Origin of the sequence: Micromonospora globosa, assembly GCF_000717585.1 — a bacterium.
In the GTDB taxonomy this organism is placed as follows: Bacteria; Actinomycetota; Actinomycetes; order Mycobacteriales; family Micromonosporaceae; genus Micromonospora; species Micromonospora aurantiaca.
Window position 1 is genome coordinate 159026 of record NZ_JNZR01000005.1, and the last position, 14159, is coordinate 173184.

The window sequence follows — 14159 nt, forward strand, 5'->3', positions numbered from 1 at the left end:
ATCGTGGCGCGGCGGCTCATCGGCGCCGCCTCCACCGGGCCCCGGCGAGGGCGCGGCCCGCGTTCGTGCTCGGCGGGTCGTCGCCGAGGTTGACCCCGACGGCCTTCATTGCGGCGATCGCGGCGGTGCGGGCCTGGCGGGCGGTGTCGGCGAGCGGGTTAGCCACGGGCGCGCCCCGGTAGCCGGTCACTAGCCACTGATCGCCGATCGCCTCTTCCGCGCGGTCGGCGAGGGTTACCAGCTTGACGGCCTGAACCAGGGCCCCGAAGCCGATGGTCGTGATGGTCTCGCCGTGGTTGGTCAGGATGTCCTCCCACAGGTCCAGGGCGTCGGGCGTGAGGTCGGCGGGCGGGTCGGGGATGGGTCGGGAGTCGCTGTCAGTCATGGAAACCTCCGGGAAGGGCTTGTGACGGGATCGGCGATGCGCTCGTCCGGTGTCAGGCGCTATGCCGCTTCGGTGCTGGAAAGGGGCCGAAGGGGGGTCACCCCCCAGGGGGTCACGCTCCGTCGTCGTCGCGGGTCGCGGCCTCGCGGCGCAACTTGGCGAGAAGGTCGCGGGCCCACTTGTCCCGGTCCCGGGCGGCGGGGGTACGGACGGGGTGGGCCAGGCGGTCGGGGAGGTGGGACGGGCACGCGGCCACCGGGACGCCGTCGACCAGGACCACGCCGGACGACGCGGACCGACACGGCCGACCAGCGGTCCCCATACCGCAGCGGAAGCCAGCGGCACGGCGGACGGCACGGGCACGGGAGAGACGGCGGCGGGTAGCGCGGGAGGGGGCGGGGGTGGAGCTGAACATCGAGGGCCTTTCGACAGGGGCGGGGGACGTCAAGGGGCCCTCGGGTCAGTTCCCGAGGGCCCCTGTCGGTTCGGTCAGTTGTCGGCCGTGCGCCGGGCGTCGGCCTCGGCGGCGGCCACAGCGCGGGCGACGCGGGCGTCCCCCGGGGTGAACGGGTCGCGGGCGATCAGATTCCCGGGGACGCCGGTCGCGACGGTTTCGACGTCCTGCCACGCCAGGGCGATCCGGTTCCCGAGGCCGGGCCGGTTCTCCGGGTGCGCCCGCTGTACCGCGTTCCGGTGCATGTCGAACGCGCGTCGCTGCTCATTGGTCGTGTCGCTGCGGGTCGACCGGAGGTAGTCCAGCCGGAACAGCAACTGAGACAGGCCGTCGGCCTCGTGATAGGCGGCCCGGGCCTCGCGGAAGGCGCGGGCGGCAGTCTCGGCCAGGTCGGGGACGCGCGGGGCGACGATCGGGCGCAGACCCTCATGGTTTGCCGGGATGCTGGCCTCATAGGCCCGGGCGGCGGCGTACGCCTTGTTCCGGGCGTGCCAGACCTTCTGCTCGCCCTGACGGATTCGCTCCCCGGTGATCTCCTGCGAGATCGGGGCGGGCGGCTTCTTGCCGTCCCGGATGGCCCGGGCGATCGCGGCGCGGTTGTCGTCCGCTTCGTCGCGGATCACGTCCACGGCGTCCCGCTCGGCCAGGGTCGCGGCGTTCGCGGCGGCCAGGGCCTCGGCGGCCTCGCGGACGGCAGAGGGACAGTCGGGATGGGCGATCACCCAAGCGGGAATGGAGTAGTCGGGCTCGACCAGGTCGCCAACGGTGGTGGGCACGGTGGTTCTCCTCAGGGTTGCGACGCCCGCCAGGCGGGACGCTGGCGGGTCGGCGGGGCGGGGTTAGGGGTTCGGGTAGCGACGGGACGGGCGGAGTAGCTGGAGGCGGACGCGGCCCGGACGGGTCTCGCGGGTCGGTTCGACCGTCGCCCGGATGCCGTACTCAGCCAGCAGGACCGGCCGGGCGGCGTAGACGGCCCGGCGACAGGCGTACGTGTCCAGCGGGGCGGCGGACAGGCCGGACAGGGCCTCGGCGAGGCGGACCGGGCCGAGGCGGACGTAACCGGTGTCCGACGCGGCGACGATCCCGGCGAGGACCAGGGCCACGCGGGCGGGGTCAGGGCGGCGAGGGCGACGAGTCATGGGCGGGTCGTCCGGGTCGGCGGGTGGCGGCGGGAACAGACGACGCGAGGGCGGCCGTCGGCGTCGCGGGTCACGCGACGTGTCGGCCGGCGACACTCTGTGCACCTGTACCGCGCGGCCCGGAGCGTGCCCCATGCCTCGGCGTACGGGACGGCGCCCGGGGCGGCGACGGTCACCGGAAGATCCGCTCGGCGTCGCGCTGGACGGCGGCCAGGGCCTCGGAGTCGCCCGCGATGATCGCGGCGGTTTGGCGGGCCAGTAGCGCCAGGGCCTCGGCGCGGCGGCGGCGGCGGTGTCGACGCATCCGGCAGGCGGCGGAACAGGTCACGCGCTCGCGGCGGCCGGGCGTCATGGGCTGGGCGCATTCCGAGCAGGCGGCCATGCGGTCCCTCCTTTCGTTGCGTTCGTGGCGTCTAGGCGCCTGAAAAAATCCCGGCGGCCGAGGCGGCTACCGGGACGCGGGATAGGGGCGGGGCGGGGTCGACCAGGCCGGGGCCCGGACGCGGAGAGAGAAACGCGAACGGGCCCCGGCCGGGGAGCGCACCGGGAAAGGCGACCGGCGCGCGGCCGTGCTGCGTGGCCCCGCCTACGACGTCAGCACAGCCAGACACACGGCCCCGAGGTGACCCCCGGGGCGTGCGGGTTCAGAGGGTCACGCGGACCGACGGCGGGCCCGGCGGGAGGCCAGTTCGTCGCCAGGCCGGGAAGGGGTCGGCGTGGTCCTGGTCCCGGTCGTCGGCGTCGACTGACGGGCCAGGGCGTACGCGCCGAGGTGCGGGCGCAGCTCTTCGTAGGCCAGCTCGGCGACGCGCTGAAGGACGGCTTCGGCGAACGCTTCGCCGTCGGCGCTGTTCATCATGCGGCTCGGGCCTCCTCTACGGCTGCGGCGGCGAGGTGTTCCCGCCGGACGATGCGGAGCAGAATCGCGCGCTGGTCCTCCCACGCGAGGCGGGCCACGCGCTCGGCTACCTCGGCGATCTCGGCCGGTTCGGGGACCACGTAGAACCGTCCAGCCGAACGCCGGACAGGCTCGCCGAGGACGGACACGGCGACCGGGTGGAATCGGGGCCGGGTCACCTGGTCGTCCTCGGGGACCTCGGCGACATAGGACGTGTAAACGGCTGAGGTCTTGTAGGCGCCGGGGCCCACACGGTCGCGCCAGTCGGTACACCACGCCTCGGCGATCGCCAGGGCTTCCGGGGCCGGGGGTCGGCGTCCCTCGCGGGTCCGGTCGTACTCGGCGCGGCGCTCGGCCGACCAGCGGCCCGCCTCGGGCTTCCCGTCGCGATACAGGGTCACGCCGAGGTCAGCCATTGCGGGCAGCTCGGCGGCGACCGCGCGGGCGACCTCGCGGACCCACGGCGAGCGGGTCCCGTGCTCGGCCAGTCGCCGGGAATGCCGGGCGGCCCCGACAACCCCGTTGGACGCCGACCCGGGCGGCGCGGGCATCTTGCAGACCACGTCGGCGACCAGGGCCACGAAATCCTCGGACGACACGTAGTCGGCCTTTGACGGGTCCTCGCGGCGGCGGCGGGCCAGCGTCCGGCGCTCGTCCATGCCGTTGACCAGGTAGGCCCGCTGGACGTGCCTACGCGCGAATAGCGGGGCGAGGGCCCGGCCGAGGGCGTCGGCCCGTAGGGGCTGGACACGGGTCCCATAGAAGCCAGGAAGGCGACTGAAACTCTCCTCGGCCAGCGGCGGCCGGGAGGCGTAGAAGGCGCGGGCGAGGGCCGACAGGTGGTCGGCCGGGCTTGGTGGGGGGTCCGAATCGGTCACGGGGTGACGCTCCTAAGTCGTGCGGCGGGGCTGCGCGGGACGGCGGTCGGTGGGCGGCCGGGGTAGACCTCGGGGTGAGCCGTCCATCGGGACGGGACCTCCTCGGCGGGTCGTTCGTCGGTCTCGCATGGCCTATGCGCCAGGGCCGGGAGACGCCGTCACGAACGGCCCATAGACCTATGCGCCAGGAGGGGTCTAGGTGTTCAAGCGACGGCCGTCTCACTACGGACGGTTCCGCCGGCCCTTGCAGGGCGTGAATCGCGGGGCCGGTCGCGGCGGTGCGCCGGGGTGGCGGCGGCCTCGGAGCGTGGTGACATGTGATGCAACCACGCTGCGTTTCATCACTCCCCTATCTCTTGTCTAGAGGAGGAGGAAGAAGACTAGAGAGAGTTATAGGGGAGTGATGAAACGCAGCCCTGTTGCATCACATGTCACTCCTCCTCGGCTCGGCCCTTCCCGGCGGCCCCGCCCGTCCTCGTCGGCGGCGCCCGCCGACCCGGGAAACGCCGAACGCCCCGCCAGGGCACCGCGCGGGGCGGCGTCCGGACGGGGCGCTCGGGGTCTCACTGGCGGCGCGGTCGCGCCGGGGCGCCTGGTGGGTCGGGGCCTGCGTCACTCATGCTGTCGGCCTCCTCGGGGCGTCGCGGTGCGGTGTCACAGGGCCTATGCGCCAGGGCGGCCCGGGGTGTTCAGCCGTTCACGCTGCGGCCGATTCTCGCGAGGAGGACGACCAGGCGGCCAGGTCCTCACGGGCGTAGAGATCGGCGGTCCCCCGCTTCCCGCGCGGCTCGGGGACGGCCCCCACGCGACGCTGAAGGCGTTTCTTCGCCGCGCCGTAGGTCCACGGGATGACGCCCGCCTCGGCGGCCTCTCGCAGCGTCAGGAAGTCCCCGGCGGGGCTTGATAGGGCCGTGACCTCGGTTGTCTCCGGGGACCGGGGACAAGCGAACGTGCGGGCCTCGGCCGTCGACAGGTAGGCCACCTGTACCTCGGTCGCTTGTCCGGCGATGACCAGTTGCCACCGGCCGAGGGTTCGGGACGCCCGGGGCATGGCGGCCTCGGGGACAAGCATCTTCCAGTTGTTTGCCGTGTACCGGGCGAGCATCCGAACGCCGAAGTTCTCCCGCGCCTCGGGCCCGCCGATCGCCCGGGCGGTCAGCATCTGCGCGATGGCGAGGACGTTCACCTTCGCCGAGCGGCCCATAAACAGGAGGTCGGCCAGGGCGGCGACCGCCGGGGACCGCTTCGGGTCGCCCTTGCCTCGGGCCTCGGCCCAGAAGTTCGCAAGCTGCCCGATGGTGGCGTTCAACTCCTCGCAGATCACGAAAACGCGCGGGCCCGGGTCCCATCCCTCTTCTTCGTGTAGGGCGAGGGTGTTCCGCTCGTCGGCGAGGGCCGCCAGGCGGACAAGGGCGGCGTGCATCTGGTCCGGACGGGCGCAGTAGTCGACTCCCGCGAGGCCGAGGGCCCATCGGTGCGACCCCTTCCGGTCCAGGATCACGACACGGCCACCCCGGGCGAGGACCTGAACAGCGACCAGCTCGGCGAGCACGCTCTTACCGGCCCCGGTCCCGGCGGACACGGCGATGTGCGGCGAGTCGTCCCGGAGGGACAGCGTCACGGGCCGGTCCCCCGCGCCGAGACCGACGAAAAACTCCCACTCGGCCAGGGCGGGGAAGCGTTCGACCAGCTCGGCCAGGCCGACCCGCGCGGGCGGGCGCTTACGGACCGTCCAGCGGGCAATTACCCGCGGACCGACCTGGTCCCAGGTCTCGACCAGGTCCGACACCGGGATCTTGCTGGTTACGATGGCCGACACCAACTGGCGCTGTTCCTTCGTCAGGTACGGCGTGTCGGCGACCAGCTCGATACGGGGGCCCTGGTCCTCCTTGCCGGGCCGTCTGAACACGTCCAGCCGGGACGTGACCGGCCGGGCCGCCCGCTGGACGGCCCACGCGGCCCGCTGGACCCGCTCGGGTAGCCACCGGACGACCGGCTCTAGGTTCTCCCCATACCAGCGCCGGACGGCCTCCTCGGCGGGCGACAACGGTCGGGCCAGTCGCGGCGCCAGGTTCCCGAGGGACGGGTCTACGTGCAAGCGGACCTGACCCGGCTCGCGGCCGAGGGCCGGGGCCAGGGCCGCCAGCGTCGGCGTGACGTACTCGCGGCGGAAGCGCCGGGCGACCAGGCGACGACGGGCCCGGTAGGCGGCCACGGCGGCGGCCGTCCCGAGGGCGGCCCCGGACTGGCCCGGGTAGGCGGCCGTCACGGCGGCCACGGCCGGGACGCCGAGGCGGACCGCCTGACGCTGGTAGCCCGTCCAGCGGCCACGGCCACGGGCCCGGTACGGGTAGCCCTCGCGGCCCGTCAGGGGACGGCCGGACACGTACCGATAAACGACCCGGGTCACGGTGTGCTTCCGGCGTAGGCGACGGATTGCCCGCTCTAGCTCGGTCACGCGGCCACCCCCGCCAGGTCGGCCCGGACGGCGGCCAGGTACCGGCGGGCCGTCCTCGGTGCGCGGCCAATCTCGGCGGCCACCTCCTCGGCCGTGACCGTCGGCCGTTCGGCCACGATCGCGGCCACGCGGGCGGCCATGCCGTCGGTCGTGGTCGTGGTCGTCCGGCGAGGCCGGGGCGACGTCGGCCGGGGCCGGTGGTCATGGGCGGCCACCGGGGCGGCCGTCGCCGTGTCGTCAGCGGCCCGCCCGTGGTCCGCCAGGGCGGGCGTGTCCAGAGTGGCCGTGACCTGCGGCCGGGCGGTGTCGGTCGTGTGGCCGTCCGCCGGGGCGGCCGTGGCCGTGGCCGAGGTGGGCGCCGGGGCCGAGGCAAAGACCAGCTTGACCAGGGCCATAAAGGCCAGGGCCGGGACGGCGGACAGGAGGCCACCGGACACGCCCGGCTTGGCGACGGCCAGTTGCGCCGCCAGAGACAGACCAGCGGCGGCGACCAGCAGGCCAAGCGGGTAGCCCGTCGGACGGCCCGCCCGGCGGCGTCGCCGAATGTCCAGCAGGGCCGCCACCGGGACCAACTCGCTGATGCAGGCGTTCGCCCAGCCGAACCACCCCGGCGTACCGGACGGGCTGTTGGTCATCGTCCAGTCGTGGACGTGTGTAAACGACGCCGCCCCGGCGGCCAGGCCGACCACCAGGAGGATCGCGACCAGGACGACGGACTCGGCGCGGGCGGCACGGTTACCCGGAGCGTTACGGCCAGCGATTCGCTGAGTAGTCATCGGGTGATCTCCTGACGAGCGGCGGCTTCGCGGCGGGCGAGGGTCTGGCGGACGGCAGCGGCGGCGCGGTCGGCGTGCTCCTCGGCGGACCGCCGGGCGAGGGCGAACGGGGCGAGCATCACGGCGGGCCCGCCGACCAGGACGGCGGCCCGGGCGTAGACGGCAGTCGGGGTCACTTGGTCCCTCCGGCGGTCGGGAAGCGGTAGACGTAGCCGCAGCGGCGCGGGCGTGGCAGGAAAGCGCGGGTGCGGTGCGGGGCGTACCCGGCGGTCTCGATCGACGCGACGGCGTGACCGGCGTGCGGGTCGCAGGCGTAGACGACGGCTTCCAGCGACCCAGCAGCCGCCGTGGCGTAGACCTCGATCCGGGCACGGGCGACGTCGCCGCAACCGACCCAGACGAACGGGCGCGGGCTCATCGGTCACCCGCCAGCGCCTCAGACCGGCACGGGGCGCAGTTGTGGGCCGGGGACCCCCGGTGCTTCGGACAGTGCGCGGCGGCGGGGTCGGTGGGGAGGGCTGCGCCCCGAAGGGAGCGCTTGCCCTCTTGGTTATTGATGGTTAAGGACGGTTTGTAGGAAGCAGGCTTCCGGCCGTTCGGAAGCACACTTCCGGCCGTTCGGTACTGCACTTCCGCCCGGTCCCGAACCGGGAGGAAGCCAGCTTCCGCCCGGTTATCCACAGGCTCCGGGGCCTCGGTCGGGCGTCCCGACTGCGGCTCGGCGAACGGGTCCAGCGCACCGGGGAGCGGTCGGCGACGCTCCATCGCGAGATCCCAGACGACCGGACGGCGGTCCGCCGGGAGGAAGATCGCGTGACGCTGGTCGCCGCGCCGGATCAGGCCGAGGCGGGCCAGCTCGGCGAGGTCGTTCCGGACAGCCCGGACCGACTTCCGGGCGTAGAACGCCAACCGCTCCTGACTCGGGAACGCCGCACGGCCGTTGGCGTGCGCGTGGTTGGCGAGGCCGATCAGGACGGCCAGACAGGACGGGGGAACGTCCGGGGCGTCGCTGAGGGCCCACGCAACGGCTTCGATGCTCACCGGGTCACCGCCAGGGCCAGGACGTCGGCCAGGCGCACCGTGGGAACGCCGTACAGCTCGGCGTGGGCTACTTCGAGAGTGTCTTCGGCGCCGGGCAGATACGCGACGACGGCGGCGGCCTCGACGGCGGCCAGGTCGTCGGCGACGCGGGCGAGGAGGTCGTCAGCGTCCAGGGCCGGAGTGAAGTCGGGGGTAGCGACGGCGAAGCCAGCGGCGGCCAGCTCGGCGGCGGCGAGTTTGATGCGCTCAACGTCGGCCGCGTGACCGGCGACGAAGATGCGAGGGCGGGTACGGTGCATTGGGCGGACCTCCAGCGTCCGTCAAGGCCCCGGGACGAGCGCGCCAACGCTGCCCGGGGCCGCCTCTGTTTGGAGTGTTTCTGTCTCCTTCGAGGAGGCGCCCGAGTTCAGCAAGGGCGCGCTGGAGGCGTTGCGGCAGCCGCTGGAGAGCGGCCGGGTGCGGGTGGCGCGTACCCGGGGCGCCACCGAGTACCCGGCCCGCACCCAACTGGTGCTGGCGGCCAACCCCTGTCCCTGCGCGAAGCCCTCCGGCGACGTCGACTGCGAGTGCCCGCCCCTGGCCCGGCGACGCTACCTGGGACGGTTGTCGGGTCCGCTGCTCGACCGGGTGGACGTGCAGGTCCGGTTGACGGCGGTACGCGCGGCGGAGCTGCTGAGCACCGACGCCGCGCAGGAGTCCTCGGCCACCGTCGCCGCCCGGGTCGTCGCCGCGCGGCACGCCGCCGCCGATCGCTGGGCGGCCACCGGGCATCGGGTGAACGCCGACGTCCACGGCCCGTACCTGCGCCGGCCGCCGTGGCACCTGCCGGCCCGGGTCACCACGGATCTGCGCCGCCGGCTCGACACCGGATCGCTGTCCGCGCGCGGCTACGACCGCGTACTCCGTCTCGCCTGGACCATCGCGGACCTGGACGGGCGGGACCGGCCCGGCCACGACGACGTGGCGGAGGCCATCCAGCTCAGGACCGGGGAGGTCGCGTGAGCGCCGACGACCGCCGGCTGGCGCGGGTCGCGCTCACCTGGCTCGCCGAGCCCGGCACCCGGTCGGTGTACGCACTGGTCGAGCGGATCGGACCGGTCGCCACGCTCGACCTGCTGTTGTCCGGCGAGGCGCCGGAGCGGACGCTGCGGTCGGCCGTCGCGGCGCGCGGCGCCGCCGGCGACGCCCGGACGGTCGCCGCGGAGGCACTGGCCCGCGGCGAACGGCTCGGCGCCCGCCTGGTCACCCCGGAGGACGACGAGTGGCCGGCTCAGGTCGGCGACCTGCGCCGGCTGGCGCTCTCCGGTGCCACCCGGCGGGTCGACGTGGAGACCGATCCGCCGCTCTGTTTCTGGGTACGCGGAGCGTGGTCGCTCGGTGAGGCGCTGGCGCGCTCGGTGGCGGTGGTCGGCGCGCGGGCGGCAACCCCCTACGGCGCGCACATCGCCACCGAGCTGGGCTACGGCCTGGCCGACCGGGAGTGGACAGTCGTGTCCGGTGGGGCGTTCGGCATCGACGCCGCCGCACATCGCGGGGCGCTGACAGCGGGCGGCCGCACCGTCGCCGTGCTCGCCTGCGGCGTGGACCGCCCGTACCCGATGGGCAACGCCGCGCTGTTCGACCGGATCGCCGAGACCGGCCTCCTGGTGAGCGAATGGATTCCGGGCGCGGAGCCGCTGCGTCCGCGGTTCCTCATCCGCAACCGGGTCATAGCGGCGGCGACGAACGGCACTGTCCTCGTCGAGGCCGCCGCGCGCAGCGGCGCGACCCAGACGCTCAACCGGGCGCTCGGCCTGCGCCGGCCGGCGATGGTGGTGCCGGGGCCGGTGACCTCAGCGATGTCGGTCGGCGGGCACGAGGTGCTGCGGGAGCGGCCGGAGGCGCGGCTGGTCACCAACGTCGCGCACGTGCTGGAGGAGGTGGGGCGGATCGGGTACGACCTGGCGCCGCCCGCCCGGGCCCCCGAGCGTCCTCGGGACCGGCTCGACGAGGAGGCCACCCAGGTGCTGGAGGCGCTACCCCGCCGCCGAACGCTCGACCTGGAGAGCGTCGCGGCGCGCGCAGGGGTGGACCTGCGCACCGCCATGCGCAAGCTGTCCATGCTGGAGGAACTGGCGATGGTGGTACGCCGTGACGACGGCTACGCGCTCGCACCGCCACCACCGGTCGCCCGCTCGTGAGCGGGTCAGTCGCCCTCGAACCGGATCTCGGCGTCAAGGCGCTCCGCACATCGGCGGACGAGCCGGGCCAGCCGGTGGACGTGGTCGACCTCGGCCGGCGCACCGGCCACCTCGGCGAGGCACCGCAGCTCGGCGAGCAGTTGCGGCATCCGCTCGGCGCTCACGGTCAGCTCACCGAGCGGGTCGACGCGGTCCAGCAGCGGGGTCCGGCCACCACCGCGGACACGCTTGAGCAGGTCGAGCAGCACGTCCTGCGGGTCCGCCACGACTTCGATCGAGACGTACGCGGGCCGCCGACGACCGTTGCCCGCCGATATCTGCCGGTAGAGGACGGCGTCCACTCCCACTCTCGGCCCTCCTCGTACCGGCGTCACCGTCACGGGGACGCGTTCGCCTGATCGCGGCCGGATCGACCCTCCGTCGGGCCGGCTCGGCCACGCTGCCCGCCGGTCGCCGCACCGGAGTGTGCCGCAGCATGAGTTTCCCCTGTCCAGACCGGCTTCTGCCACCCCGCTCAGCGCGTCGGCACCTATCCCACGCCGGAAGGATGCGGCCGACGTGGCGGTTGGCACACGACGGTCGACCGGCAGACGCCTGATGGCGAAGCGGCGGCCGGACCGGCACGGCGGCCAGGCGACTCCACGGCGGGGAGCGGGGCGGGGTGGGGCGGCCGGGCGACTGAACGGCGAGGGCGGTGTGGCGTCGGGCGGCACGGCGCACGGCGGCACTCCGGCCTTACGCTGGAGCGGTGATCGCCGGCCGCCTCCCCCGCCGCGACCCCGTACGCCTGGGTCGGGTGCCGCAGTGAGCAAGCGGCAGCGCGGCACCCGGGAGGCGCACGAGGAACTGCCCGCCTCGATGCGCGAGGCGGTGGACGACTTCGCCGACCACCTGTCGCGGGTGCGCAACCGCTCCGTCCACACCGTCCGGGCCTACGTCACGGATCTGGTGTCGCTGCTGGACCACGCCGTCCGGATGGGCTGCGCCGAACTGCCGGAACTGGACCTCGCCGTGGTGCGCAGCTGGCTGGCGAAGCAGCGGACCATGGGCGCGGCCCGGACGACGATGGCGCGGCGCGCCGCCGCGGCCCGGACGTTCAGCGCCTGGGCGCACCGGACCGGCCTGCTCGCCGACGACGTGGCCGCGCCGCTGGCCAGCCCTCGGGCCCGGCGGGAACTGCCCACCGTGCTGCGGGCCGACCAGGCCGCCGCTCTGGTGGAGGCCCCGTCGCGGCAGCGCCGGAGCCCGCCCGGGGCCGACCGTTCGACGGTCCACCCCGAGGGCACCGGGCTCGGACGCGACCACGGAACGGCCGCCGAACCGGCATCCGCCGAACCGGCCGGCGACGGACCGCCCGACGCGGTGCTGCTGCGCGACCGGCTGCTGCTGGAACTGCTCTACGGCACCGGGGTACGCATCAGCGAGGCGTGCGGCCTGGACGTCAGCGACGTCGACCAGGCTCGCCGGGTGGTACGCGTGCTGGGCAAGGGCGGGCGGGAGCGGGCGGTGCCCTACGGGGTGCCGGCCCAGCGGGCGCTCGACGCCTGGCTGCGCGACGGCCGGCCCGCACTGCTGGCCCCGGGCTCGGGCCGGGCGCTTCTGCTCGGGGCGCGGGGTGGACGGCTCAACCCGACCACCGCGCGACGGATCGTGTCCGGCTGGGCCGGTGCCGCCGGGGTACCGCGGGTGACGCCGCACGGGCTGCGCCACTCGGCAGCGACGCACCTGCTCGAAGGGGGCGCGGACCTGCGCGCCGTGCAGGAGTTGCTGGGGCACTCGTCGCTCGCCAGCACCCAGATCTACACGCACGTCTCGGTCGAGCGGCTCCGCGCCGCGTACCGGCAGGCGCACCCCCGCGCCTGACCGCCGAGAGCGCGCGGGCAGCGTCGGTGGCACCGGGCAGCGGGCGGAATCCGGCCGGCGCATGATCCATCTCGGGCTAGGATCGACTGATGACGGTGCCGCAGCCACCCGAGCCGATTCCCGGGGCTCGGCTGCTCTTCTCCCTCGATCCCTCCGTCAGTCACCTCAACCACGGATCGTTCGGCGCCGTACCGATCGCCGTGCAACGCGCCCAGCAGCGCCTGCGCGACGAGATGGAGGCCAACCCGCTGCGGTTCTTCACGCAGGGCCTCGTCGACCGGATCGCCCACGCCCGGCGGCACCTGGCCACGTTCCTCGGCGCCGACCCGGAGGGCACCACGCTCGTCGGCAACGCCACCACTGGTGCGGCCGTGGTGTTGCAGTCGCTGGCGCTGCGCCCGGGCGACGAGATCGTGACCACCGACCACGGGTACGGGGCGGTGGCGCTCTCGGTCGCCAGGGAGTGCGGCCGCACCGGGGCGGTGCACCGCACCCTGCCGGTGCCGTTGACCGCCACCGACGAGGAGGTGGTGGAGATCGTCCGCACCGGGCTGCGCCCCGGTCGTACCAGGCTGCTGATCGTGGACCAGCTCACCTCCCCGACCGCCCGGCTGTTCCCCTCAGCGGCGATCGTCGCGGTGGCCCGGGAGCAGGGCGTGCCGGTGCTGGTGGACGCCGCGCACGCGCCGGGCATGCTGCCGGCCACCGTCGCATCGGTCGGCGCCGACTTCTGGGTCGGCAATCTGCACAAGTGGGCGTACGCGCCACGCGGCACCGCCGTGCTCGTGGTGGCGCCGCAGTGGCGGGAGAAGATCCAGCCGCTCGTCGTCTCGTGGGAGCAGGACAGCGGCTTCCCGGTTCGTGTCGAGTGGCAGGCGACGCTCGACTACACCGGTTGGCTGGCCGCCCCGGTGGGCCTGTTCACGATACGCAGCCTCGGCGTGGACCGGGTACGCGCGCACAACGCGGCGCTGGCCGCGTACGGGCAACGGGTCGTCGGGGACGCGCTCGGTGTGGCGCCCGAGCGGCTGCCGGAGCCCGGCGGACCGGCGGTCGCCATGCGGCTCGTGCCGCTGCCGCCCGGTGTCGCGACGACGCTGGACGCGGCCCGGGAGCTGCGGGCCCGGATCGCGGACCGGCTCTCCGCCGAGGTGTCGATCGCCGGCTGGAACGGGCGCGGCTACCTGCGGTTGTGCGGCCAGGTCTACAACACCCCCGACGAGTACGACCGGCTGGCCGTCCGGCTGCCCACGCTGCTCGCCCAGGGCTGAGCAACACACCCGATCACCCGGCGGGGACGGGGTGCAGCGGCAGCAACCGGACGCGACCGAGCCCGAGCAGTGCCAGCGGATCGAGGTACTCCGCGTCGCGTCGCAGTCCCCAGTGCAGGCAGGCCGCCTCGGCGCAGCCCCGATGCCCGGCGAGCAGGTCGCCGACCGGCGTGCCGGCGTCCACAGGGGTACCGGCGGTGAGCCGGGAGCGGACCGGTTCGTAGGTGGTGCGCAGCCCGTCGGAATGGCCGACGGTGAGCACCGGCCGGCCGGCGACGGTGCCGGCGAACAGGACGGTCCCGGCGCCGGCCGCCAGCACCGGCGCACCCGGCTCGGCGGCGAGGTCGACGCCCCGGTGCCCGGACAGCCAGGGCTGCGGCGGCGGGTCGAAGCGCCGCACCACCCGGGGCGCGCCGGGCAGCGGCCACCGGAACGGCCCGGCAGGCGCACCCCGAAGTCCCGCAGCCGAGCCGCCCGCCGCCGAAGCACCAGGAGCCGGGGCACCCGCTGATGCGGAACCATCCGGCCCACGCGCGGGTGCAGCCGGAGACGGCCCGACCGCGAGCGAGTAGACCCCGACCCGGGATGACAACGGCGACGGCCCGGCCGAGGACGACGGCACCATGGCCCGGGGCGGCGCGAGGGCGCCCGGCAGGCAGACGACGAGGAACAACACCACGGCGTAAGAGATCGAGGAACGCACGCCGACCACCCTGCCCACCCCGGGCACCCTCCCGCGCACCCCACCCGCCGGCCCTGTGGACGACGCTCCGGCTGTGGACGAGCGCCGAAATCGGGGCCGATCTGCTACGGCCC

Annotated in this window: 18 protein-coding genes and 1 pseudogene; 4 read left to right on the plus strand and 15 right to left on the minus strand. The window is 74.6% G+C overall.

Annotated features, from left to right (window positions below; translation table 11 throughout):
* Positions 1–16 precede the first annotated feature (16 nt).
* From IF06_RS32780 to IF06_RS0108045, 13 genes are all read right to left on the minus strand, one after another.
* Complete coding sequence (locus IF06_RS32780; RefSeq protein WP_030269916.1) at positions 17–385, minus strand: hypothetical protein; 369 nt, start codon at positions 383–385, stop codon at positions 17–19.
* Between the two features lie 112 nt (positions 386–497).
* Complete coding sequence (locus tag IF06_RS33555; protein WP_157551462.1) at positions 498–665, minus strand: hypothetical protein; 168 nt, start codon at positions 663–665, stop codon at positions 498–500.
* A 209-nt stretch (positions 666–874) separates the two neighbouring features.
* A complete protein-coding gene (locus tag IF06_RS0107995) occupies positions 875–1615 on the minus strand; it encodes a hypothetical protein (RefSeq protein WP_030269918.1) in 741 nt (246 codons plus the stop codon).
* Positions 1616–1678: 63 nt separating this feature from the next.
* Complete coding sequence (locus IF06_RS0108000; RefSeq protein ID WP_030269920.1) at positions 1679–1942, minus strand: hypothetical protein; 264 nt, start codon at positions 1940–1942, stop codon at positions 1679–1681.
* Between the two features lie 208 nt (positions 1943–2150).
* Positions 2151–2360, minus strand: a complete 210-nt coding sequence (locus tag IF06_RS0108005; protein ID WP_030269922.1) for a hypothetical protein — start codon at positions 2358–2360, stop codon at positions 2151–2153.
* A 270-nt stretch (positions 2361–2630) separates the two neighbouring features.
* Positions 2631–2837 carry a hypothetical protein gene (locus IF06_RS0108010; RefSeq protein WP_030269924.1) on the minus strand — a complete coding sequence of 69 codons (207 nt, stop codon included), beginning with the start codon at positions 2835–2837 and terminating at the stop codon, positions 2631–2633.
* Positions 2834–3754, minus strand: coding sequence for a hypothetical protein (locus IF06_RS0108015; protein WP_030269926.1), 921 nt, complete (start codon positions 3752–3754; stop codon positions 2834–2836). Before IF06_RS0108015 ends, IF06_RS0108010 begins: the two co-directional genes overlap by 4 nt.
* A 697-nt stretch (positions 3755–4451) precedes the next feature.
* Positions 4452–6212, minus strand: coding sequence for a type IV secretory system conjugative DNA transfer family protein (locus tag IF06_RS0108020; RefSeq protein ID WP_030269928.1), 1761 nt, complete (start codon positions 6210–6212; stop codon positions 4452–4454).
* Positions 6209–6988, minus strand: coding sequence for a DUF2637 domain-containing protein (locus IF06_RS34245; protein ID WP_232236637.1), 780 nt, complete (start codon positions 6986–6988; stop codon positions 6209–6211). Before IF06_RS34245 ends, IF06_RS0108020 begins: the two co-directional genes overlap by 4 nt.
* The gene (locus tag IF06_RS0108030; protein WP_030269932.1) at positions 6985–7164 is read right to left on the minus strand and encodes a hypothetical protein; all 180 of its coding nucleotides are present in this window, start codon (positions 7162–7164) and stop codon (positions 6985–6987) included. Before IF06_RS0108030 ends, IF06_RS34245 begins: the two co-directional genes overlap by 4 nt.
* Positions 7161–7406 (minus strand): hypothetical protein, encoded by a 246-nt coding sequence (locus tag IF06_RS0108035; RefSeq protein WP_030269933.1) that lies wholly within the window; start codon positions 7404–7406, stop codon positions 7161–7163. Before IF06_RS0108035 ends, IF06_RS0108030 begins: the two co-directional genes overlap by 4 nt.
* On the minus strand, positions 7403–8029 hold the full coding sequence (locus IF06_RS32785) for a helix-turn-helix domain-containing protein (protein ID WP_052166136.1): 627 nt from the start codon (positions 8027–8029) through the stop codon (positions 7403–7405). Before IF06_RS32785 ends, IF06_RS0108035 begins: the two co-directional genes overlap by 4 nt.
* Entirely contained in the window at positions 8026–8328 is a 303-nt protein-coding gene (locus tag IF06_RS0108045) for a hypothetical protein (protein ID WP_030269937.1), read from the minus strand. Before IF06_RS0108045 ends, IF06_RS32785 begins: the two co-directional genes overlap by 4 nt.
* A gap of 7 nt (positions 8329–8335) precedes the next feature.
* On the opposite strand from IF06_RS0108045, the pseudogene IF06_RS0108050 reads away from it, so the two are divergent.
* Both IF06_RS0108050 and IF06_RS0108055 read left to right on the plus strand, forming a co-directional pair.
* A pseudogene (locus IF06_RS0108050) lies at positions 8336–9031 on the plus strand (ATP-binding protein); the annotation flags it as partial.
* Positions 9028–10209 carry a DNA-processing protein DprA gene (locus tag IF06_RS0108055; protein ID WP_036310440.1) on the plus strand — a complete coding sequence of 394 codons (1182 nt, stop codon included), beginning with the start codon at positions 9028–9030 and terminating at the stop codon, positions 10207–10209. The pseudogene IF06_RS0108050 and the gene IF06_RS0108055, both read left to right, overlap by 4 nt.
* A 5-nt stretch (positions 10210–10214) precedes the next feature.
* On the opposite strand, the gene IF06_RS0108060 is transcribed toward IF06_RS0108055, so the two are convergent.
* On the minus strand, positions 10215–10556 hold the full coding sequence (locus IF06_RS0108060; protein ID WP_013284600.1) for a hypothetical protein: 342 nt from the start codon (positions 10554–10556) through the stop codon (positions 10215–10217).
* Positions 10557–11067: 511 nt separating this feature from the next.
* Here IF06_RS0108060 and IF06_RS0108065 point away from each other — a divergent pair.
* Together IF06_RS0108065 and IF06_RS0108070 are read left to right on the plus strand one after the other, a co-directional pair.
* Positions 11068–12072 carry a tyrosine recombinase XerC gene (locus IF06_RS0108065; protein WP_049794866.1) on the plus strand — a complete coding sequence of 335 codons (1005 nt, stop codon included), beginning with the start codon at positions 11068–11070 and terminating at the stop codon, positions 12070–12072.
* 89 nt (positions 12073–12161) lie between these two features.
* Positions 12162–13343 carry an aminotransferase class V-fold PLP-dependent enzyme gene (locus tag IF06_RS0108070; protein WP_030269947.1) on the plus strand — a complete coding sequence of 394 codons (1182 nt, stop codon included), beginning with the start codon at positions 12162–12164 and terminating at the stop codon, positions 13341–13343.
* A 13-nt stretch (positions 13344–13356) separates the two neighbouring features.
* Here the strand turns inward: IF06_RS0108070 and IF06_RS0108075 are convergent, their stop codons facing one another.
* Complete coding sequence (locus IF06_RS0108075; protein WP_030269948.1) at positions 13357–13968, minus strand: M23 family metallopeptidase; 612 nt, start codon at positions 13966–13968, stop codon at positions 13357–13359.
* Positions 13969–14159: the final 191 nt, after the last annotated feature.